This window comes from Streptomyces sp. R-07, from assembly GCF_049913175.1.
Classification (GTDB): domain Bacteria; phylum Actinomycetota; class Actinomycetes; order Streptomycetales; family Streptomycetaceae; genus Streptomyces.
In genome coordinates, this window is record NZ_CP183978.1 from 7,209,282 (window position 1) to 7,229,706 (window position 20,425).

Here is a 20,425-nt window from a genome sequence, read left to right on the forward strand (position 1 = left end):
CAGTCGGGTAGAAGCGGCGTGAGGCCAGGTCAAGGTGCTGGTCGCCCGCCATGGTCACCCTCGCCTGCGGATTCGTCGACGGAAGTCTCTGCGGGAGAAGGTGTCGGACTTGTCCGGCTGACGGCTGATCTCAACCGTCCGCCCCCGCTGCCGCGTGCAGGACACGTTGCTCCGCGATCTCGACGTCGAAGCGTCCCGCCCGGTCACCGTCGCGGCTGCGTACGGCGGCACGGACCAAGGCCAGGTAGTACACGGCAGGGGCACACGGCGTCCACGTGTCGACGTGCTTGTTCAGCAGGAACGAAAGCACGGAATCGGGGTCGGCAGGCACGAAGTCGTATTCGTCGTGCACCCACTTGTCCTCGATTCCGCGGGCCCATCGCTGGCGCAGTGCCCGCTCGTCGAGATCGTGGAGTTCCGCGCTGAAGAACGCCGCCCACTGGTTGCTCCGGAGATCCAGGCCGAAGCCGAGAAGTTCGAGGTCGAGGCTGTCCGCCGCCTGAATCGCCAGTTGCTCGCGCAGGGCGCGCCGGGCCACGGCGTGCAAGCTGATCCGCCTGTCTGGCCCGAGGTCATCGTTGACCGCCATGCCCACGTTCGCCGAAGAGTTCCAGCGTGAGCGGTTCGGTCCCGCGACCCTGCCGCTGCGGTGCGAGAACAACATCTTGCCGTCCCTTCGGGTCCGCACGGCCACGTGAACCCCGAAGCTGCAGGACATGAACGACGGGGCCTGGACGGGGTCCTGGCTTTCCAGGTACTGCTGGCGCAGAGTCAGCCCGTTCGTCTGCGGGCGGTCGAGGTTGAGGGACGTGGTCAGGAAGTCGAAGTAGTCGGCATCCCGTAGCGAGAGCGTGACGATCGGCGACTCGCCGATGTGCGTGCGGGACACGGTCAGTCCATCGACGGCGAAGCGGCGGGAGTTCCAGCTGTACGGTCGGCCCGCCGCCTCCTTGCGCCGCTCCTCGTCCTCGATCGTCCGCCGCCAGCCTGCGATCTCCTCGGGGAACGTCACGCGCTCCGGGGTATAGCGGATGCGGACGTTCTCCTCCTTGATGGAGCGGGTTCCGTCACCTTCGTAGATGTGGCAGTCGGTCGGATGGCCGAACAGCGTGAAGGAGTCACGCCACCCCGCGCGGGTCCCGCTGTCGTGCATCGGCCGGGTGAGCCAGGACAACGCCGCGGGCGGCGCCGCCGGGCGCGCGGAAGCCGGCAACTCCCGGATCGCGCGTACCAGTTGCCGAAGACTCTCCTCGTACTCATCCGGAGTCATCCCTCTACGAAAGTCGAAGTACCCCCGTTCGGCGATGGAGGAGGGGACGTTCGTCACATCCCCCCAGAGCACCGGGAACACCCGCGTGCGGCCGTCCGTGGTGGCCGCCTCGAACTCCCTGTTGGCCCACTCGGAAGTGAGCCACCCCGGACTCACCACGGCCACCATCGCGTCGGCCTTCGCCAGTCCGTCCCGCAAGCCTGCGGCCACATCCTGTCCAGGGGACAGTTCCCAGCGGTCGAGCCACACCTCAAGCCCTCGCCGCCGAAGATCCTCGGCCAACGTGACCGCCCATTGTCCGTCCTCATGCGCATACGAGACGAACACGTCGTAGTGCTCCGGGTTCGGGAAGAACGGCTGCTCTGCTGCACCCGACGTGGAGAGAAAAACATCCCCGCCCGCTCTGCCATACCGTGAACCGAGGAACTCCGACATTTTTCGCCGCACCTCCCTCAGATCGAAGAAGCGACCACTGCCGACGGTCACGGGAACGGACAATGCGTGAGCCAGCGCCTTGACGAACAGGCTTCCCTCCTCCGACTCATAACTGACGGAAGCGCTGAGCACTGACAGCTCGACCTCGGGCCGGGAGGAACGGACGAGCCTCCGAAAGACGTCGTCGCCGGCGACATCCGGATCGCCGACAGACGTGTCCAAGAGGAGCAGCAGATGCCCGACTCCGCTGCGGAGCAGGCCCTCGAACGCCACCTCGGGGATCAAGGTGGTGTTCTCGTCCTGTCGCACGCTGTCGGAGGCCAGCAAACGCAGTTGCCCGCCCACGTGCTCGGCGAATCCGGCGAAATACACGACGACCACGTCGGCGGGACCCAGTGAGGCGTCGACAGCCCATTCACGCAGGCCCTGCACCAGCGCGGCGCGTTTCGGATCGGCAGCCAGGTCGAGCCGTACGTGGGTATAGCCAAGCCGCTCGAAGATGTCGTGCACACGCACGATGCCCGCCCGCACGCCAGGGAGGTCACCCAGCGATGGGTCCTCATGACGCGAGACACCGATGGTGACGAGGAAGCGGCGTCCCTCCGCGTCCGAGGCAGACGGGGCCGAGATCTGCCCTGCGGATTCCGCTGAGGGCTTCGGTACCAGGTCGTCCACCGGTGTCCGTACACGCGGTGTCGCCGGGGCCATGTGCCTTCCCTGTCGTCGGCGTACGAGGTTGTGCACCTCCGCCCAGTGACGCGCGCCGATCGGCAGGGCGAGCGTTCCGTCGGGATCCCGGACGGCGGCCGTGAAACGAGCGCCGCTCGTCGGAGCGTTCCGGTCCACGTACGCCGAAACCGCGGCGATCACTTCGTCGGCCTCGTCCCGCCGGATGGTGCTCAGCAGGCGCTCCCGTACGCCCGGAACGAACTCGTAGGCATGGTTCAGCGCGTCGTCCGGGCGGCTGCCGCCGTTCACCCTTCGCAGCAGTCCGCTGTAGACGATCTCCGCCAGGTCGGACAGCGGGCTGGCTGGCAGCATCGCGGACTGCACAGTCCGCATCACCCCGAGATTGAGCGGGGCGGCGGCGAGATACGCGGCGAGTCGGAGGACATCAGGCTGTGCCTGGGCCTGGAAGTCCTCGAACGTGATGCTCCGCTCGGGTACATCGATGTCCCCGGGCGCATCGACGCGGTGGTACGGAGATCCGGGTGACACGGGCAGCAGCATGGCCGCTCCGTCGAACGCGGCCGGTTGCGCGATCGCGTGTGCCCACGGCCCCAGCCATTCCGGAGTGACCCCCAGCACCGGTACCGGGACGCGGTGTCCCACAACGGGTGGCCGCAGCCCGTAACCCGTATACAGCAAACGGGAATTGGGACCGCCCGCCTCTGTGGTGCGAAAGCGTCCTGGCTCGGGTGCCAGGGCTGTCCGTGCCCACACGTTCTCTGGGAGGGTCTGGAGAACGGCTGTCGGGCCGTGGTCCGCCCACGTCCGCAGCGCCTGGAGCATCGGGCCGGTGCGCCAGGCCGGTGCCACGCCGTCCGTGAGGACCAGGGTCACCGTGCGGCCGGTCGGATTGACGAGCGACCCCGTTGAGCGAAGCGGCTGCGACGACGTTGACGAACCTGTTCCAGTTCCGATCCCGGGGTCGCCGTCGCCGCGGGGGGCCAGATAGTGCAGCCGGACATCGCGGAACGCGCCGAGCTGGAGCAGCAACGTGCGCAGCTCACGAGCGAGCGGCTCCCAGAAGACGGCGCTCTCACCGTAGGAGTCCAGGACGATCCGAACGTCGAGCCATCGGTCCGCCGCCGGTGCGAGGACCGGGATCCAGTGATCGTGATCGGCGATCCGGCTGACGGTGGCGTCCTCGTCCAGGACGGTCCGGACCCTGGAGGGAACGCGCCGTTTGAGCGGGCGCAGGGCACGCGCCAGCTCGCGGCGGCGCGGCAGCGCCGGCGGTCCCGTGACGCGGACCGGCGCCGCCTGTTCGACCTGTGGCTCTTCCTCTCCGTCCGGGAAGGGGCGCCTGGGCACGTACAACCGCGTGGCCTCGGACTCGGAGCGGTCGTCGTCACCGGCCTCTGATGGCTCCTGTTCGGCGCCGCCTTCCAGGGTGGGCGGCGTCGAACGTCCCCCGGTCGGCACGGCGGTCGACGAGGCCCGCCCGCTCTCTTCGGGCAAGTGCTGTGCCAGCCAGATGAGTTCGGCGACCTCGCGAGGTGTGGGCGGCTGCTCTGCCGGACACAGGTCGGCGAGCAACGCGCCGAGCCGCTCGATCACGGTTTCGCCGGCACCGTCGTATTGAGATGCTGGAAGACCAGTTCGCTGAGCCGATCGAGGCTCGGCGCACCGTCACCTGTCGTACGGCTCACCAGGTAGACGGCGTTGAGAAGCTGGTCGGTGGCCAGCTCGCCCGAGGCAGCGTGGCTGAGGAACCGGTTGATGACTTCGTCGACGTCCTCGGCAGCAGTGGGGAGATGCGCCTTCACGATCGTCCGTAGCCGTTCGTCGCTGTCGACGGCGGGGAGATTGAGCCTGACACAGCGGCGAAGGAAAGCGGGTGGGAACTCGCGTTCGCCGTTGCTCGTCAGGATGACGAAGGGGAAGGTGCGGCAGCGTACCTTGCCGCTCACGACCTTGACCGGTTCGCCGTCGTCCGCCGGGCGGACCCGGACCGTGGGATGTCTGTCGGCCACCCGGGAGAGCTCCGGGATCTCGAACATGCCTTCCTCGAAGACATCGAGGAGGTCGTTCGGCAGGTCGATGTCGCTCTTGTCGATCTCGTCGATGAGCAGGACGCGCGGCAACGCGTACGGCGCCAGGGCCGTCCCGAGCGGCCCGAGCCGCAGGTAGCGCCCGATGTCCGTGGCGCGCTCCTCATGCTCCTCGGAACCCGGTGGGGCGTCCCTGGCCGCGCGGGTGACTCCGGCGTCCTCCAGACGGCCCAGTGAGTCGTACTGATAGAGACCGTCGCGCAGTCCGGTCTTGCTGTTGATCGGCCAGCGCAGCACCGTGCCCAGCTTCAGTTCACGGGCGACCGCGTAGGCCAGTGTGGACTTGCCTACGCCGGGATCGCCCGTCACCAGCAGGGGGCGGCGCAAGTAGAGGGCCGTGTTCACCGCCTCGACCGTTCCTTCCTCGGCCTTGTACGCGTCAGCCCTCGGTAGTCGCCGGTCCCCGTGGGACTCGACGTTCCGGTCGAACGGCGTCACCTCACCGGTGTGTTCGAAGTCGCGCCACGGCGGTGGGGCCGGCAGGCGATCGATGCCGTCGTGCGGCTCGCGCACACCTTGGTAGATCCGCCACTCGCTCATCGGGAGCGTCCTTCCTGGGCCGGGGCCAAAGGCGATCGAGGGATTTGGCGCCGCGGGTCGTCCCACAGCAGAACGATGTCGCCACCGAGGTGCCCCTCCCTCTTCGGGGGCTTCTCCGCATCGACGCGCAACCGGCGGATCCGCTCGGGCAGGTCGTCCCGCCGCGCGTCGTCCAAGGAGGCACACAGCTCGGTGAAGAATCCGTTGCCGGGGCAGGCCCGACGGCCCGGCGCCCCGCACCTGCCGCCGTCGGCACGCTCGCAGGCCGGGCTGCCCCGCCGCCACATCATCATCGGTACTCCGGACGCGACGGCCACCTGGTAGGCGTCCGAGACAGGTGGCGACTGCGGCGTACCCGCGAGCGCGAGCGCGCCCAATGCCGGGTCGTTGTCGAACGAGGCGTCCAGCGCGGCCTGATGCTGGTCACCTCGGCCGCACACGCACACCACCATGTCGCCGACCGCCTTGCCGTCCAGTTGCTGCCAGCGCTCAGCCCATGCCGCATGCAACGAGGGCGCCTCGTGTCGCTCCAGCGGCCGGACGACCACCCGTTGCTTGCGGCCCAGCGAGAACCAGGGCAACTGCGGCCAGAGCGCGAGATCGGCGAAGTCTTCGTCGAGTGCCTCCATGGGAAGGATCAACTCGATCAGACCGGGGCTGGTGGCCCCACCCATGATCTCGATCTGCGCGGGCAGCAGCTCCGCCAGATGCTTAACCGCCTGGTCCAGGGGAAGCGCGTCCGACTCCTGGGCAGCCGGACGGATGTCGCTCGCCGAGCGGTATCGCCACACCATGACGTGGTACAGCCGCCGGTCGCGCATGGAATGTCGAATCCTGCCGATGATCGAGGGCTGGACTTCCGACCCGGGCCGCTCGGCCAGACGTCGCTGCATCGTGTCACCGAGTCCCAGCCTGCCCGCCGTGATCAGCGCTCGGTCGCGCAGCTGCTGGACAGCGCCTTGCCAGGCCGGCCCCGCTGTTGCGCCCCGGCGGGCGAGGTCGGCGGCGAAGGCCAGCTCGAAGGGAAGCCCACCGTCCTCGGGCGGCATCTGGGCGGCCAGCTCGGTGAAGACGTCACGGTGGTCCAGCAGCGGGTACGACGCGGGCGGGAGGGCGCCTTCGACGGCCGCGGCGAAGAACGCGGCGAGATGGCTGCTCGTACCGGAGAGGGTCTCGTCCATCGGGTCCTCCGGCAACTGGGAGATGATCGCCAGCAGTTGCCGCTCCTCGGTGGAGTTGAGCGCCGTGTCGAGGCCCTCGTCGGCCCCGACCGCGGCATGCCCGATGACGCGGTCGGACAGCCGGGACCATCGGTCGTCCTGCCCGTGAAAGGCGTCGTGTGCCCGGATGATGTTGCGGTAGACGTCCGCGTCCAGCAGCCTCAGGGCGCTCACGGGGGTGCCCAGACCTCCCATGGACGTGTTCCGCAGTCTGGTCGCCTTGACGATCGCGCAGACACCACCGGACTCGTGGTTCAGCACCGGGCCACCGGACAGCCCTTTGTTGACCTCGCCGCCCACTAGCTCCAGCATCTCGCCGACCTGCAGTTTCTGGGTGCCCCCGCGGACGAGGGCGGCGGAGCGCTCAGCCGCGCTGCCGGGCTCATAGACGTCGGAGAAGCCGATCGCGGTCAGGCCGGCGTCACGCGAAGGAGGCACGGTGTCGAGCCAGACGCACGGGTGACCCGAGGGGGCGTCGAGGAGCCGTACGACAGCCAGATCCGGATACGGCCACAGCTCCCTGCCCTTGGGCGGGGCCGACGCGGTCAGCACGATTCCCTCGAACTCCGTGTCCTCCCAGAAGACGGGCAATCGAGTCCCTGGCTGCGCCCCCGCCACATGGGCGCAGGTTACGACGTGGCCCGGGGCGACGAAGAAACCCGTCCCCTGCGTCACCCCCTGCACGCGCACGCGACAGGAGCCCAGGTGTTCCTGAAGAAGGGACAGGGGCGAGGGCCTGCGCACAGCGGACGGCCTCAGTCCTGAACCGGTGGCACCGGGGGTACGGCCGGGGGCTGTGCTGGCTGCGGTGGCACGACCGGTGTCGCCGGTGTGGCGGGCAGCCCCTGGCCGTTCCAGGTCAACGTCACCTTGAACGCCGCCTTGCCGCTGCCGCCGACTACTGCGGCGACAATGCCGCTCTCGCCGACGGCCAGTTCCAGACCGAACTCGACACTGGTCTCGTCGGGGCGGGCCGACGCCACCGCATTGCGCACATTGGAGGCGACGGTCTGGAGCGCTTCTTGGAATCCGTCAAGCTTTTCCGTGATCCGCTCGCCGAGGCCCGAGTCGCTGGGCCCGTCGCCCTCGTCGACCGTTGCCCAGACGACCTTCTCGTCTGGCATCTGTAAGCGCACGAGCTGCGACATGACTCCCCCTCAACTGCTCTGTGTGGCAGGTCACATCGTACAATCTGTGCCTCGAATCCGAAGACCGATCACCAAATGACTGCCTCGTGCCGGGGCCGCGCTCGACCGCATAGCGCGGTTGCCCGGAGCCGGCCTGTTCCACACGACACTGATGGCTCGCGTCCTGCAGCGAGGCTGGGACCTGCGGCTTCGAGGCGACCTGCCCAGAGCGGGTGGTGAACCGCGGATCGCACGTGCGACTCCGGCTGGTCGGGTAAACAGCGCGGGACCTGCGCCAATGGGACTCCTTCCAGCTCGGCGACAAGGAGCTCGTACAGAAGGTCGCGGTTGAACAGCCAGTCCCTGCGATGGGCGGACAGGAAACGGATGTTCTCTAGCCGAGCCGCCGGCGCTCGCTCCACACCCCTTCCAAGCGCCGGCGAGGCCATGTCGGACCAACCGAAGTACTTCACCGAACCTGCATCGCCCTGGTCACAGCATCATCCACAGCTCACTTCAGATGGGACAGGACAGCGATAGTCGGCCGGCCGATCGGACAGGTCGCGGTCGGTGTGGTGGCCGCAGGAGTGGTTGATCGGCCAGATGGTCTTTAACCTGCGGCACGGTTCCTGCCCGAACACGGTCCGGACGGCGAGAACGGCTGCCGATGCGACTTCGGCCGCTCGGCGCTGCGGCAGAAGCGGCCATATGTCACCGGTAGCACTACTGAGTGCCACCGAAATTCCGACAATGTGTCGGCTCCGGCCGCCTAGTGTCCTGGCCATGGACTCTGAACAGCTCAAGCTCTCTTCGCGCAAATGGATGATCGCAGCCTTCACCGCGCTCGCCGAAGGCCCGTCGTCTCATGACCTGGCGGTCCACCACGCCGGGATCGCTGCCGAGCATCTCCTCAAGTCATACCTGGCCAGCCTCCACCCGGCTCTCGTAGTGGAGGGCAAGGATTTCAACTCCTTGCTGCACGCGACGGGTCACGGGTCACACGCTTCGGTTCCCGCGGAGCAGGTCAAGACCATCGGCTTGGCCGAAGCCCATGCGCGAGCGCAGAAGATCTTGCGGAAGAAGATGCCGGTCGATCAGCGGGCGCTTGGACCGCTAGCCAATGCTCGTAACGGCGTCGCGCACAGTGGCATGTACGACCGGTCAGAGGTCAATGCCGTCTTCACCACGTGTCTCCGGCTGATCGACCCCCTGCTCGTCGAGCTCAAGATCAACACTTCCTACTGGGGCCGTTACGAGTCCCTGCACGATCGGCTTCTCGAAGAGAACGTGGAAGCTGTCCGTGTCCGGCTGGAGAGCAAACTTGCTCGGGCCAAAGATGTCTTCTCGGAACGTTACGGCCACTTGCTCCAGAAGGAACGCGAGCTCGTCCTCAGCACGATTGCGCGAGTCTCCCCTCCCGGCTACATCGAACACGACGAGCCCGCCACCTGCCCGGCATGCGACTCCCAGGGCTGGCTTAGTGGGGACACGCACGTAGACGAGGATGAGTGGGCGGTCATGTTCACCCCCTTCGTCTTCACCTGCCCGGCCTGCGACCTGCGTGTCGAACACGAGGAACTTGAAGAGTTGGAAGGGCTCGCGGAGGAGGTCAAGCTGGATGAGTCACCAAACGACTTCTACGCGGACTGGGAGCCAGCTGAAGTCCGTGGATCTTCATGGGATGGAGGACCATTCCACAACTTCTGATAGCCGGACTTACCAACACTGTCGTGGGGGGCTTCCTTACTGGGGTTGGGTCAGCGGTCGCGGGAGAAGTCGATGCGCGGGTCGACCGGCCGGGCCGCCGCGACGGAGGTGGCGGGAGCGGCCGCCGGCCGCTTGCCCGGGAGGCCGGCGAGGGCCGGGCTGGCGGCGAGCGCGGCGGTGCTGAGCGGCGAGCGATGGACGCCGACGTTCTGGGTGCGGTCGCGGGACGGGACCGGCGCGGTCGCGGGATGGTGGCGGGTCGCTACGTCCTGCGCGAGGTGAGGGTGTACGGCGACCTGGACACCGGAACGGTGCAGGGCCAGCGTGGCGTCGGCGACCTTCCCCAGGGCCTCGTCGCGGTCAGTGGTGGTGGGCAGCGTGTAGATGTTCAGGCGGGGGTCGTGTCGCCAGCCGTGGTCGAGCAGGGCGAGTGCGGTGATTTGGGAGGCCCGGTCGTCGATGGCCGCGATGATGCCGAGCCGTGGATGTTCGGCGAACGCGACATCGGGCTCGCCGAGCGGGGTTCGGCCCGGGAGGGGGCGAGGCCCGGGTGCGAGGGCGGGGTTGAACACGGCGTCCGTGTCGACCCGGAAGTCGGCGTTGCGCAGCAGCTCGACGGCCCGGGTGGCGCGGCCCTGCCCGTCACGCTGCTGGTCGGTCAGGGCGTACAGGGTCGGCTCGCCCGGGACGGGGCGGAAGTCGAGCCGCTTCAGCATCCAGGTGCCGGCGACGAGGTTCTTGGGGTTCGCGGCGACGATGCCGTAGTCGGGGTGGCGCCCGATGGCGACGTCGGGAAGCAGTTCTTCGGCGGAGTTGGGCAACACGGCTGATCCATCCGGTGCGGGCTCGATGACGGGGGAGGGCGAGGGCAGGAACGGGTCTGCTGGTGCGAGGCATACGGCGAACTCCGAGGAGGGAAGAGGTCAGCGACCAGGTGCGGTGGAGGGACGCGTGGGCGGCGGCGCGGCACGCTGGGGGGCTTCCGCCGCCAGGCGTGTGCGGACCGGACGCGATCCGGCCGACGGGGAGGGTGCGAGAGCAGCGCTCACCCGAGGTGGAACGGAGGTCGGCAGCGCGGTTGGGGCTACAGGGCTTAGGACCGGGCCGGGCTGGGTGGTGAGGACGTCCCCGAGCCGTGCCTCGTACGGCCGGGCAGGGGGAGTGCCGGGCCTGAGCGGGGTCGAATCGCACAGGACCTTGAAGCCATCGGCCTGTAGTGCGGTGAAGGCCCCGGTCACCGCCCGCCGCTGTTCGGCCGGGTCGGTCATGGTCGTGGGCAGCCGGTGATAGCACTCCCCGTCCAACGACATCGCGGCGATGAAGCCCGCCCGGCGGAGTACCTCGTCGGCGGCGCGCTCCCGGGAGGAACGGTGCTGCCCGGGACGGGGCGCCACGCCGAGCTGGTCCAGGCGCGCGTCGACGGCGGCGAGCAGGCTTGAGACGCTGCCGCCGTGCCGGGCATCGGGACCGTCGGGCTCGGAGTCGTAGATCACCTCGTACACCGCGGGCGCGGCCTCCCGGTGGCGGATCGCCGTCCAGCTCTCGGGGAACTCGGGTTTCTCGGAAGGCGGTTCCTGCGGTGGCGAGATGATCACCGAGCTGCCGTCGGGGAGGGAGACGTCGACGATGCAGTCGCTCAGTCCGTACTCGACGGTGACCTCCAGGCCCCGCTGGCGGAGGGGGCCGGTGAGGTAGCCGTACCCGTGATCCTGTTTCGGGCCCTCGGAGACAACAGGCGAGGAGGAGCTGGTCCACGCGGTGATCTGTGGTCCCTCCTGCTGGATGGTGATCAGGGGATTGTCCTGGTGCATGGGTTTTCTCCGTGGTGAGACGCCCTAGCGGCCGGCGGTCACCGCAGTGGGTACGGGCCGGACCGCGTCGGGCGGGCGGTGGTCCACGAGGATCTGGTGATCGGGCGGTTTGGCCTGGCCGGGACCGGGTGCTACGAGCGTCAGCGGGAGCGGCCCGGGACCGGTGCGTTGGGTGCCGACGGCACCGGGGGAGAAGCGGGCAGGGCTCCGCGAAGACCGGAGTCCGAGCAGGCGAGAGCCACGCGCGCCCGCTCGGCGTGCGCGGACTGCTCGGTGTCCGCCCGCCCGGCCAGGAAGTCGGCGGCTCGGACGAGGGCCGGGCCGTGGATGGCCAGCTCGTCGGCGTAGTGCCAACCGTCGGCGTTCCGCTCCTCCTTCGCCCTGCCCTCGTAGAGCTTTCGCGAGCCGGGCAGCGAGGCGTCCATGAGGGCCATGATCTGGTCCCACTCGCGCTGGAGCTTTGCCGCGTGTTTCAGGGTGGTGTCGATCCCGCGCAGCGAGCGGAGGTCTTCGCTGATGGGCCCCTCGACGTAGTCGGCAGCACAGGCGGTGGCGCGGATGCCGGCCAGGACCTCGGGGCTGTGGTCGAGGAAGACCTCGACGTGCCGCCATGCCTCGGCGTCGCGCTTCACCTTGCCGTCCTCGTACCCGTGCTCGTCGACGGGCCAGCCGTCGGTGTCGCAGAAGGAGTCCGAGACCGCGTCCCAGGCGTCGGACGCCTGCCGGATCCCGGCGACGGCGGAGGCCAGCGCTGGGATGTGCCTTCGCCACGCCAGGTCCTCGGTGGCCGTCGGCTGGTTCTCGGCCGGGGCGGGAGAACTGGGGGAAACGGACGTGATCCTTTCTCCGGACATGCCTAGGCCGCCATCCGGGCGTCGGTGTCGAACAGTTCGCGTTCGGCCGGGTGCAGGATGTGCTGCGTGATGAAGGACCGGCCCGCGACCTTCCACAGGCCCCGGCCCTTGGTCAGGGCGGACACCGCCTGGGTCTCGACGCCGGTCAGGCCGAGCAGGGACGCGGCGGCGTCGAGCTGGTCGGGCTCCTGCCGGTAGATGATGCGTGTGGAGCAGTCGGCCAGGAGGCCCTCGGCCAAGACCCGGCCACGCGAGCCGGCGTCGCCCGCCGAGAGCAGGTCGCTGAGTCGGTGGATGACCATCAAGTTCGCGATGCCGAGACCACGGGAGAGCTTCCACTGGGACTGCATCCGCTCCAGCAGGCCGACGTGCCGCATCACCCGCCACGCCTCGTCGTAGATCACCCAGCGCCGACCGCCGCCGGGGTCGGCGAGGGCGGACTCCATCCACGCGCTCGCGCACGTCATGGCGAGGACCAGCGCGGTGTCGTCACCGGCACCGCCGAGGCGGGAGAGGTCGATCGACAGCATCGGCGCGGTCGGGTCGAACGCGACCGTCGAAGGAGCGTCGAACATGCCGCTCAAGTCGCCGTGGACGAGACGGCGCAGGGCGTGCGCGACGTCCTGGGCGGCCGTCCCCAGGTGCCCGGAGGAGTTACCGAGGGCCTGGTCGAGGCGCTGGGGAGAGCCGAGGACATAGGCGATCTCGCCGAGCAACGGAACCGTGCCCCGGGCGGCGGCCTCGGCGACGACCAGGTCGAGGGCGAGGTCCAGGGCGGTGTGCTCCATCGGCAGCAGATCGCGCTTCAGGACGGTGCGCGCCAGGCCGGCCAGGAGCAGCAGGCGGCGCTTGCGGACCTCGCTCACCCAGTCGTCCTCGTTGACGGAGGCGGGCCGGGCCGGTGCGTCCAGCGGGTTCAGCCGTCCCGGGAGGCCTGGACCGAGCGCGATGCTGTAGCCGCCGAGGGCCTGTGCGACGCCGGTCCACTCGCCCTTCGGGTCACAGGGGATGTAGATCCGGTAGCCGTGGGCGATCGACCTGGTGGCGATGGACTTCGCGAGCGCGGACTTGCCCATGCCGATGATCCCGGCGAGGACGGCGTTGGGGTTGGTGAAGCCCTCGATCCGGCCGCTGCCGTACAGCGAGAACGGGTCGAAGCAGAACGCGGCCTCAGCGTGGACGTCGCGGCCGATGAAGACCCCCTCCGCCCCCAGACCGCCCTCGGCGACGAACGGATAGGCCCCGCTGACGGTGGCGGTGGTCATCCGATGGGCGGGCAGGCTGAGCTTGCCGCCGCGGGCCGAAGCCGGGCCGGGCCGCCCGGACAGCGGGTAGACCGGCCGCAGCTCCGGATCGGCGGCCTCCTGGGCACGGTGCCTGGGGGGCGCTTCGGCGCGGCGGGCCTGGCGGTGGGCGTCGGCGAAACCGGCTCGGGCGGCCCTCCGCTGGCTGCGTGATGCCTTGTGAGGCACGAACAGCTGGGAGGCGCTGGCGCGGGTACGGGGCATGAACGTTTCTCCAGGCGAGAGGGGATCAGCGGCGGACGAGGCCGGTGAACGGGGCGTGCAGGTCGGCCGGCGTCGTACGGCGGCGGACCAGGTGCGCGGTGCGCTGATGACGCTGGCAGACGGTCAGCTCCGGCACGCCTTCGGGAAGGCCGGCCCGGCACGCCTCGCGCTCGGGCACCTCGCCGGAGTCCGCCCGGGGGGCTGCGTGGTAGGCGGCGTGGAGGTGGTCAGCGGCCTGCCAGATCCGGGTGCGGGCGGCACGCAGGTGGTCGCCCTCCGCCGGCAGGAGCTGGCCGACGCGTCCGGCGTGGGCGTCGAGCAGCTCGTACAGCGAGACGAGATGGGCGTGCAGGGCGTCCAGCTCGGCGCGGGAGGTGACGAGCGGGCCGCCCGGGAGGTTGAGCGCGCGGTGGAAGTCGAGCGCGGCGGTGGCGAAGGGCACGAAGTCCTGCGCGGGCGTGCTGGGGGTGCGGGACACGGAAGTGCTCTTTCGGCAGGGGGCGTCGGAGGTTACGCGGCGAGGGCAAGCGGCAGGGCGGCGGCGGTGAACGCCTCGGCCTGCTGCCAGGTCAGGGGCCGGAGGTCGAGCTGGGCGCCGACGGCGGCGGTCTCCACGACCGCGCACGCGGTGCGCAGCTCCTCCTCGGAGTCGGCCGAGACGGTTAGCAGCCCGGTCAGGGCGACGTCCGCGTGGCCGGCGATGAGCTGCCGCTCGCGTGCTTTGATGTCCTGGTACTCGATCGAGTCCGCCTCGGAGTCGACCTGGCCGCGCCGGGCCCGCTCGGCGGCATCGGCGATGACCGACGCCTTCTTGCGCTGGACGTCTCGCAGGGCGGCGTCCAGTCCCTTCGGCTCGTAGGAGAGCGACAGCGTGCGCCGGACCCCGCCGGTGAACAGGAGCTGGTGCAGGAAGCCGGCGCTGGTTTCGGTCCGGGGCCAGTTCTCCACCCAGTACGTGGCGTGGATGGCTGAGTCGGTCGCGATGTGGTCCGCCTTCTCCACGACCACCACCGGACCGGCAGCGGCGGCGTCGGCCTCGGTGCGTCCGGTGGCCGACCAGCGGTCCAGCACCGCGAGCGCCTTGGGGTCGTACGCCGTACGTACAACGGCCGCGATCTCGCGGGCGGTGAGCCAGCCGGTCGGGTTGAGCCCGGCGGTCCGCGCGGCCTGCTCGAAGGTCGAGGTCAGCTGCGTAAGGACGCTGAAGGCCCCGGTCAGTCCGCCGCCGGCCTGGTTGATCAGCCGGCGTGCCGCCTTGGTGTCCAGCGACAGCGCGACGTACGCCTCGTGCGGGGCGGCGGCCGGGCCGGCGCTCTGGATCAGCTCGTTGTAGATCGCGCCGGCCACCGGGGTGTCGGGGCGGCCGTGCTCTTCCTCCCAGTAGCGGCGCAGGCTGTCGCCGGAGTCCGGGACGGTGCGCTCGATCACCTGGACGCGGGCGATCTGACCGGTCCGGGCGAGCGCGGCCAGGGCCCGTCCCCAGCCGCTGACGTTGGCGTGCTGGGTGCCCGGGTCGAGCAGGGCGTAGGCGCGGGAGGAGACCTTGACCACGGCGGTCAGCGTGCCGTGGTGCGGATTGTGGACCGCGCCGTACCGGCCGTCGGGCGCGGTGGCCACGCGCAGGCTGGCGGCGGTGCCCGGCAGGTGGAGCAGTCCCTCGCGGGTCGGCCGGCGCGAGGGACGGGTGAGCCAGACGAGCTGGCCGCGCATCCGGCGCAGGGCGTACCGGACGACGATCGGCGCCCAGTCGGCCAGGGCACGGCCCCGGTGGCGGACGAAGACGAACAGGGCGATGGCGGCCCACAGGGGGATGAGCGCGAGAGCGCCGACCACGCCGCGGGCGAGGATCACGGCGAGAAGGAGAAGGCCGGTGAGGCCGGCGACGAGGAGCTGCGGGGCGGTCAGGCCGAGCAGGACGCCGCGCCTGCTGCGGTGGGGGAACTTCACGGTGGCCGAGGGGACTTCGGCCTGGTGCTTGCCGGACATGAGGGTTCCAGACGGTGGGAGCGAACGAGGGACGGGGCGTGCGGCGCTCTTCTGGAGGACATGACGGGACTCCTTTGACGGTCGGGTCGAGAGGGGGCGGGCTGCGGAGGGACAGCCCGCCCCCGGTGGTGACGGGTCAGGAACCCGAGGGCGGCTGAGTGGGGTACACCCAGTTCGTCGGCGTCGGGGAACCGACGGCCGGTGGGGTCGAGGCCGGAGGGGGTGTGGCCGGCGGCGCGGCCCGGGCGGCGAACCACGGGGATCCGGCGGCGGACGGCACGGAGACCATGCTGCTGCCCGGAGCCGACGCGCCGGTGAGAACACCGGAAGAGGCGGCCGGGGCCGGGATCTCGTCGGCGGAAGGGGCTGCTTCGCTTCCGCCGGGACGCGTGATGAGCGGCGGGATCCCGGGCCGCTGGATCAGGGCCCGGCCCTTGTCGCCGGGGGCGCTCGGGTCCTCGCCGTACCGGAAGCGGGTCTGCGGCTTGGGCGGGCCGGCGTCGATGCCCTCCTTGCTGAGGTTGCCGCCGGCTGGGTTGATCCCGGAGGCGACGCCGTCGGCACCCGCGCCGGGAACCTGGCTCGGCCCCTGGGGAGCGGGGGTTCCGGTGCCGACCCGCATCGCCAGGCTGGCGGCGGTCTTCGCCGCTCCGGCGGCGATGGCCATGCCCGCGACGCCGGTGCGGTGCAGGTCGTCTTGTCCGCCGCCGTCACTCGCCCAGTGGACGAACTTGTACGTGGCGTAGGGGCACAGGAGGACCAGGACCATGACGACGATGCCGGCCATCGCGTCGGACAGGGCCGACAGCCCGTCGTTGGCGTCGCTCTTGCCCATGGCGGAGACGCCGATCAGGAAGACGATGGTCATCAGGAGTTTCGAGACGACCAGGGTGGCGGTGGCCTCGATCCAGCCGCGCCGCCAGCGCTTGGCGACCTCCCAGCCGCCGCCGGCGCCGGCGAACACGGCGAGCGAGACCATGATCAGGACGCCGACCTTTCGGGCGACCATGACGCCCCAGTAGAGGAAGGAGCCGATCGCGCAGCCCAGGGCGACCAAGGCGGGAACGCCCCAGCCCAGGCCGTACATCGCCCCCAACTCATTGATCTTCACGACGCGGCGGATCGCGTCGTCGACCGAGGTGTTGGCGGCTTGGAACAGGCCGTCGGACAGGGCGTCGACCACGGTGATGGCGACGGTGGTGAAGGCGATGGCGCAGAAGCTGAACAGGACGCCGGTCATGGTGCCGATCGCGGCCTGGGCCAGGGCCCGCTCGTCGCGCCGCCAGGCCGCGAGCATGAGCTGGATACAGAACGTGCCGACGGTCAGGGCGAGCCCGATGGGAAGCAGAAGCTGGTAGTTGTCCCGGAACCAGCCGGCATTGAGGTCGATGGCGGTCGTCTGGTCGACGGCCTTGGCGGCGAGGTCCGCCGCGCTGGCCGCCAGTTCTCCTGCCGATTTCGCGATCCACGCGCCGATGCCGTCGGTGACGGCCCCGGCTGGGTTGGTGGCGAAGTCGACGGCGGTGCACACCTTGTCCATCATGGGAAGGCCGCAGACGTCCATGGTGGTACCTCCTTTCGGGAACGTGGGTCAGGGCGCGACGGACGGCATGACGCCGGCCAGGGCGCAGGGCTGGTGGGGGCGGCACTGGACCGCGAGGGTGGTGGAGCGGCTCTCCGCGCCGCCCGGCGAGCCCTTCCAGGCGATCGTCTGCTTGCCCGAGACCGTCACCGCGTAGATGTACGCCTGGGTGATCGCGCCCGGGTCCTCCTGAAGGGCCCGGGTGAACGCGTTCGGGAAGTGCCCCTCGTGCACCGTGGCGGTGGCGAACTGGCCGTTGGCGGCCATCTCCTTCCACAGCACCGGCGAGGGGATACCCCGGTCGACCGAGGTCGCGTCGGCGTACTTGGCCTCCGGGGTCAGCCACGCGTGCAGAGCGCGCCGCAGTTCGGCCTGCGGGTACGCGCGGGTGTCGTACGACCACAGCGCCGCTGCGGCTGCCTTCCCGAAGGCGATCGGGTCGGTGGTCCTCGGCGGAACCGGCAGGGAGCGGGGACGGGTGGTCACCGGGGGCGGCCCGGACGACGAGACGGCCGAGGAGGAAGACGTCGGCGAACTCGGACGCGCCGCCGCGGTCTTGGCGGGGATCCTGCCGTCGCGGGTGAGGTAGGCGGCCAGGCCGGCGAGGGCGACGAGCACCGCCAGGACGACGGTGCCGAGCAACGCCCGGCGGCGCACGCGAGATGCGCCGCCGGGGTTGGAGGAGTGGGAAGGCATCAGCGGACCTGCGTCCCCAGCGTGCTGAAGAACGCCACCACGCCATTTGCCGCGCCGAGCAGAAGGGCCGCGCCGGCGCTCACCAGGACGCCCTTCTTGCCGTTGGCCTCGGCCTGGTGGCCGCCGGAGTGGTGGCCCCAAGCCCACACGCCCGCGCTGACGGCGAGCGCGCCCACCACGGCGACGAGGCCGAAGAGGTTGATGGAGCCCATCACCTGCTTGAGGACGTTCAGGCCCGGCAGCCCGCCCTCGTTCGGCTTGATCCCGGGGTCGTAGGCGAGCTGTATGACCTGTTCGGCGAGATACATGGGGAACTCCAGTTCGAATGAATGTACGCCGAAGCCCGTGGGGGTGGGGCGGCGGTGCGGGAAAGGGGGGGGAGGGGGAGAGGTGCCGGTCAGACGACTCGGCGGACCGCGAGAATCCCGGGTTTCCAGGCGGCGACGGTCGTGATGCGGACGACGTCGCCGGTGCGTGGGGCGTGCACGATCAGGCCCTGGCCGATGGCCATGCCGACGTGCGAGGGAACGGCGGCCGTTCCCTCGGTGAAGATGAGGTCACCCGGCCGAAGAGCGTCGGCCGGGACCGGCTTGCCCTCCTTGACCTGCGTGTACGTCGTCCGCGTCAGGGTGACCCCGGCGGCCTTGTACGCCTGCTGCATCAGGGAGGAGCGGTCGCACCGGCCCATAGCCGTGTCACCGTGGGAGTCGGTGCAGGTACCGCCCCACTGGTACGGCGTGCCGAGCTGGCCGAGCGCCCACCGGATCGCCGTCTGCACATGTTGTACTCCTTCGGCAGCGCGCCGCCCGGGATGGTGCCGAAGTCGGTCCCGTCCCCTTCGGCGCTACAGCCGCCCGCAGTGCCGGGCGAAGGACCGCCGGCACCGTCCGGCGCCGGATCCGGTGACATGCCACCGCCACTGGCCTTCGGCAGCAGGGGCTCGATGGCCTTCTGCAGAGCGGTGGCCAGTGGCTCCCACTTGGCGTACGCCTCGGGATAGCCCGACCGCTGCACCACCTGGGCGGCCTGGGTGATCGACAGGGACTCCCAGCCCGAGACCTTCTTGAGCCCTTCGTAGAACTTGGTGCTGGCGTGCACCGGGTCGAGGATCTCGTTCGCCGTGCCCCAGCCCTGCGACGGCCGCTGCTGGAACAACCCCAAGCTGTCGCGGTCGCCCCAGGTCAGGTTCCGCAGGCCGCTTTCCTGCAGGGCGGTCGCCAGGGCCACGATCTGCCCGCGGGCCGGGATGTTCATCGCGACGCCGGTGGCCTGGATCGTCTTGGCGAAGGGGATCTGCTCGGCCGGATTGTCCAGACCGGGCACGGAGACCGACGTCTTGCCGCCGCCTTCCAGGATGGCCTTCACCTGGTCGGCGACCGCCGCGGTGTCCACGGACTGCGCGCCGTCGGTCGGGCAGGAGGCCGAAGCGGTGCCGGCGCCGAAGGCGAGGACCGGCACGACCAGCAGCATCGAGCCGGCCGTGAACAGGCCGACGACACCCTTGGTGGTCTTCTTCATCACCGCCGCCGTTCACCGGGGCGGCGGGGCCGGCCGGGCGACGCCATCGGGTCGGGGCGCGGAGGTATCAGGGCATGCTGCATCGCAGCGGCTCCTCGGTGTTCGTAGGAGGCGCGGTGCCGGCTTCTCGTGCAAAGCCGCCGGCACCGCGCCGATGTGCATCCGCCGCTCGGACGGGCCCGGGGTCAGGGGAGTTGGTGGCTCCCGGACGCCGGTCTCAGGTCACGCGCGGCAGCCAGCCGCGCTCGTAATCTCAGGCAGAACACCAGGGACTCCTGACGGCAGGGGACACGAGGGGAACACACTTATCCGTGCGCTGAGGCACGGATAAGCACAGGTCAGCGGGGTGGAGCGAGGCTTCTTCCCGGCGACACGGCGAGACAGTAGACCGCGATTCCGGCCGCGCCAAACGATCCCCGGCCCCGGCCCCGAGCCACCGCCGCTTCGTTAGGTCCGGCCGGAAACTACGGCTAACCTCCGGCTCAACCCCGCCAGAGCCGAGCGCTGTTGAGCGCTGTCCGGCACGGGCCCACGACCCTCCGCCCCCCGAAGAGAGGCCCTCCCATGAGCTACACGCTGCACCGAGGCGACGCCCTGACCGTCCTGAAGTCCCTCCCGGACGAGAGCGTGAACGCCGTGATCACCGACCCGCCGTACAACTCCGGCGGCCGTACGAGCTCGGAACGCACCGGACGCACCGCGCGGGCCAAGTACGTCACCAGCAACTCTGCACACGACCTCGCCGACTTTCCCGGCGAGAACCGCGACCAGCGCTCCTACCGCTCCTGGCTGACCGAACTGCTCACCGAGGCATACCGGGCCTCCACCGAGCACGCGGTCGCCATGGTCTTCACCGACTGGCGACAGGAACCGACCACGACCGACGCACTGCAGATGGCCGGCTGGACCTGGAGCGGCACCCTCCCGTGGATCAAGCCCGCCAGCCGGCCCCGCAAGGGCGGGCCGAAGCAGGACTCCGAGTTCATCGTCTGGGGCGTCAAGGGATCCCTCGACAACACCCGCGACCTCTACCTGCCCGGCCACTACATCGCCTCCCAGCCCCGCAAGGGCCGGGTCCACATCACCCAGAAGCCCGTCGGGATCATGCGGCAGCTCGTCCAGGTCTGCCCCGAAGGTGGCACCGTCCTCGACCTCTTCACCGGAAGCGGGTCCACGGGCGTCGCCGCCCTCCGCGAAGGCCGAAAGTTCGTCGGCGTCGAACTCTCCCCGCACTACGCCGACATCGCCGAACGGCGCCTGCGCGCCGAGCTGGAGCAGGACGACTTCACCCTGGCCGGACCGGAGGACTGAGCATGAGAACGAAAACCCCGGGGCCGGCGGGCCGCAGACACCGAAGGGCGGTTGGAACATCGAGAACCGATGCTCCAGCCGCC

Annotated in this window: 15 protein-coding genes and 1 pseudogene; 2 read left to right on the top strand and 14 right to left on the bottom strand. The window is 70.1% G+C overall.

Features of this window, described 5'->3' with window-relative positions:
* Positions 1 to 130: 130 nt before the first annotated feature.
* From ACN9M0_RS32915 to ACN9M0_RS32930, 4 genes are read right to left on the bottom strand one after another with little or no spacing between them, the layout of a single operon-like run.
* Entirely contained in the window at positions 131 to 3,988 is a 3,858-nt protein-coding gene (locus ACN9M0_RS32915) for an SAV_2336 N-terminal domain-related protein (protein ID WP_366041228.1), read from the bottom strand.
* Positions 3,985 to 5,022, bottom strand: coding sequence for an AAA family ATPase (locus ACN9M0_RS32920; RefSeq protein WP_426404709.1), 1,038 nt, complete (start codon positions 5,020 to 5,022; stop codon positions 3,985 to 3,987). Before ACN9M0_RS32920 ends, ACN9M0_RS32915 begins: the two co-directional genes overlap by 4 nt.
* Positions 5,019 to 6,986 (bottom strand): trypsin-like peptidase domain-containing protein, encoded by a 1,968-nt coding sequence (locus ACN9M0_RS32925; protein ID WP_366041230.1) that lies wholly within the window; start codon positions 6,984 to 6,986, stop codon positions 5,019 to 5,021. The genes ACN9M0_RS32920 and ACN9M0_RS32925 overlap by 4 nt, the downstream gene beginning before the upstream one ends.
* 11 nt (positions 6,987 to 6,997) lie before the next feature.
* Positions 6,998 to 7,390 carry a CU044_2847 family protein gene (locus tag ACN9M0_RS32930; RefSeq protein ID WP_366041231.1) on the bottom strand — a complete coding sequence of 131 codons (393 nt, stop codon included), beginning with the start codon at positions 7,388 to 7,390 and terminating at the stop codon, positions 6,998 to 7,000.
* Between the two features lie 762 nt (positions 7,391 to 8,152).
* Here ACN9M0_RS32930 and ACN9M0_RS32935 point away from each other — a divergent pair.
* A complete protein-coding gene (locus ACN9M0_RS32935) occupies positions 8,153 to 9,076 on the top strand; it encodes a hypothetical protein (protein ID WP_266971870.1) in 924 nt (307 codons plus the stop codon).
* Between the two features lie 50 nt (positions 9,077 to 9,126).
* Here ACN9M0_RS32935 and ACN9M0_RS32940 read toward each other — a convergent pair whose 3' ends face one another.
* The 10 genes and pseudogenes from ACN9M0_RS32940 to ACN9M0_RS32985 form a co-directional block, all read right to left on the bottom strand.
* Positions 9,127 to 9,900 (bottom strand): hypothetical protein, encoded by a 774-nt coding sequence (locus ACN9M0_RS32940; RefSeq protein ID WP_426404710.1) that lies wholly within the window; start codon positions 9,898 to 9,900, stop codon positions 9,127 to 9,129.
* Positions 9,901 to 9,999: 99 nt separating this feature from the next.
* Positions 10,000 to 10,887 carry a hypothetical protein gene (locus ACN9M0_RS32945; RefSeq protein WP_366041233.1) on the bottom strand — a complete coding sequence of 296 codons (888 nt, stop codon included), beginning with the start codon at positions 10,885 to 10,887 and terminating at the stop codon, positions 10,000 to 10,002.
* Positions 10,888 to 11,027: 140 nt separating this feature from the next.
* On the bottom strand, positions 11,028 to 11,663 hold the full coding sequence (locus ACN9M0_RS32950; protein WP_366041261.1) for a hypothetical protein: 636 nt from the start codon (positions 11,661 to 11,663) through the stop codon (positions 11,028 to 11,030).
* A gap of 80 nt (positions 11,664 to 11,743) precedes the next feature.
* Positions 11,744 to 13,249: an ATP-binding protein gene (locus ACN9M0_RS32955; protein WP_366041234.1), complete on the bottom strand. Its 1,506-nt coding sequence runs from the start codon at positions 13,247 to 13,249 to the stop codon at positions 11,744 to 11,746.
* Positions 13,250 to 13,274: 25 nt separating this feature from the next.
* Positions 13,275 to 13,727: a DUF6238 family protein gene (locus ACN9M0_RS32960; protein WP_366041235.1), complete on the bottom strand. Its 453-nt coding sequence runs from the start codon at positions 13,725 to 13,727 to the stop codon at positions 13,275 to 13,277.
* A gap of 32 nt (positions 13,728 to 13,759) precedes the next feature.
* The gene (locus ACN9M0_RS32965; protein ID WP_366041236.1) at positions 13,760 to 15,235 is read right to left on the bottom strand and encodes an SCO6880 family protein; all 1,476 of its coding nucleotides are present in this window, start codon (positions 15,233 to 15,235) and stop codon (positions 13,760 to 13,762) included.
* Positions 15,236 to 15,371: 136 nt separating this feature from the next.
* Positions 15,372 to 16,799, bottom strand: coding sequence for an SCO6881 family protein (locus tag ACN9M0_RS32970; protein WP_366041237.1), 1,428 nt, complete (start codon positions 16,797 to 16,799; stop codon positions 15,372 to 15,374).
* A 27-nt stretch (positions 16,800 to 16,826) separates the two neighbouring features.
* Positions 16,827 to 17,513: a hypothetical protein gene (locus ACN9M0_RS32975; RefSeq protein ID WP_366041238.1), complete on the bottom strand. Its 687-nt coding sequence runs from the start codon at positions 17,511 to 17,513 to the stop codon at positions 16,827 to 16,829.
* Positions 17,513 to 17,821 carry a DUF6112 family protein gene (locus ACN9M0_RS32980; protein ID WP_328940903.1) on the bottom strand — a complete coding sequence of 103 codons (309 nt, stop codon included), beginning with the start codon at positions 17,819 to 17,821 and terminating at the stop codon, positions 17,513 to 17,515. The genes ACN9M0_RS32975 and ACN9M0_RS32980 overlap by 1 nt, the downstream gene beginning before the upstream one ends.
* A gap of 89 nt (positions 17,822 to 17,910) precedes the next feature.
* Positions 17,911 to 19,031 (bottom strand): annotated as a pseudogene (locus ACN9M0_RS32985) (C40 family peptidase).
* A gap of 564 nt (positions 19,032 to 19,595) precedes the next feature.
* Between ACN9M0_RS32985 and ACN9M0_RS32990 the strand changes: the two are divergent.
* Positions 19,596 to 20,342, top strand: a complete 747-nt coding sequence (locus ACN9M0_RS32990; protein WP_366041239.1) for a DNA-methyltransferase — start codon at positions 19,596 to 19,598, stop codon at positions 20,340 to 20,342.
* Positions 20,343 to 20,425: the final 83 nt, after the last annotated feature.

Excerpts from the sequence above, each read along its gene's own strand:
- ACN9M0_RS32930 (WP_366041231.1), bottom strand. The coding sequence starts at position 7,390 with ATGTCGCAGCTCGTGCGCTTACAGATGCCAGACGAGAAGGTCGTCTGG.
- ACN9M0_RS32970 (WP_366041237.1), bottom strand. The coding sequence starts at position 16,799 with ATGGACGTCTGCGGCCTTCCCATGATGGACAAGGTGTGCACCGCCGTC.
- ACN9M0_RS32965 (WP_366041236.1), bottom strand. The coding sequence starts at position 15,235 with ATGTCCGGCAAGCACCAGGCCGAAGTCCCCTCGGCCACCGTGAAGTTC.
- ACN9M0_RS32945 (WP_366041233.1), bottom strand. The coding sequence starts at position 10,887 with ATGCACCAGGACAATCCCCTGATCACCATCCAGCAGGAGGGACCACAG.
- ACN9M0_RS32990 (WP_366041239.1), top strand. The coding sequence starts at position 19,596 with ATGAGCTACACGCTGCACCGAGGCGACGCCCTGACCGTCCTGAAGTCC.
- ACN9M0_RS32975 (WP_366041238.1), bottom strand. The coding sequence starts at position 17,513 with ATGCCTTCCCACTCCTCCAACCCCGGCGGCGCATCTCGCGTGCGCCGC.
- ACN9M0_RS32955 (WP_366041234.1), bottom strand. The coding sequence starts at position 13,249 with ATGCCCCGTACCCGCGCCAGCGCCTCCCAGCTGTTCGTGCCTCACAAG.
- ACN9M0_RS32935 (WP_266971870.1), top strand. The coding sequence starts at position 8,153 with ATGGACTCTGAACAGCTCAAGCTCTCTTCGCGCAAATGGATGATCGCA.
- ACN9M0_RS32980 (WP_328940903.1), bottom strand. The coding sequence starts at position 17,821 with ATGTATCTCGCCGAACAGGTCATACAGCTCGCCTACGACCCCGGGATC.
- ACN9M0_RS32920 (WP_426404709.1), bottom strand. The coding sequence starts at position 5,022 with ATGAGCGAGTGGCGGATCTACCAAGGTGTGCGCGAGCCGCACGACGGC.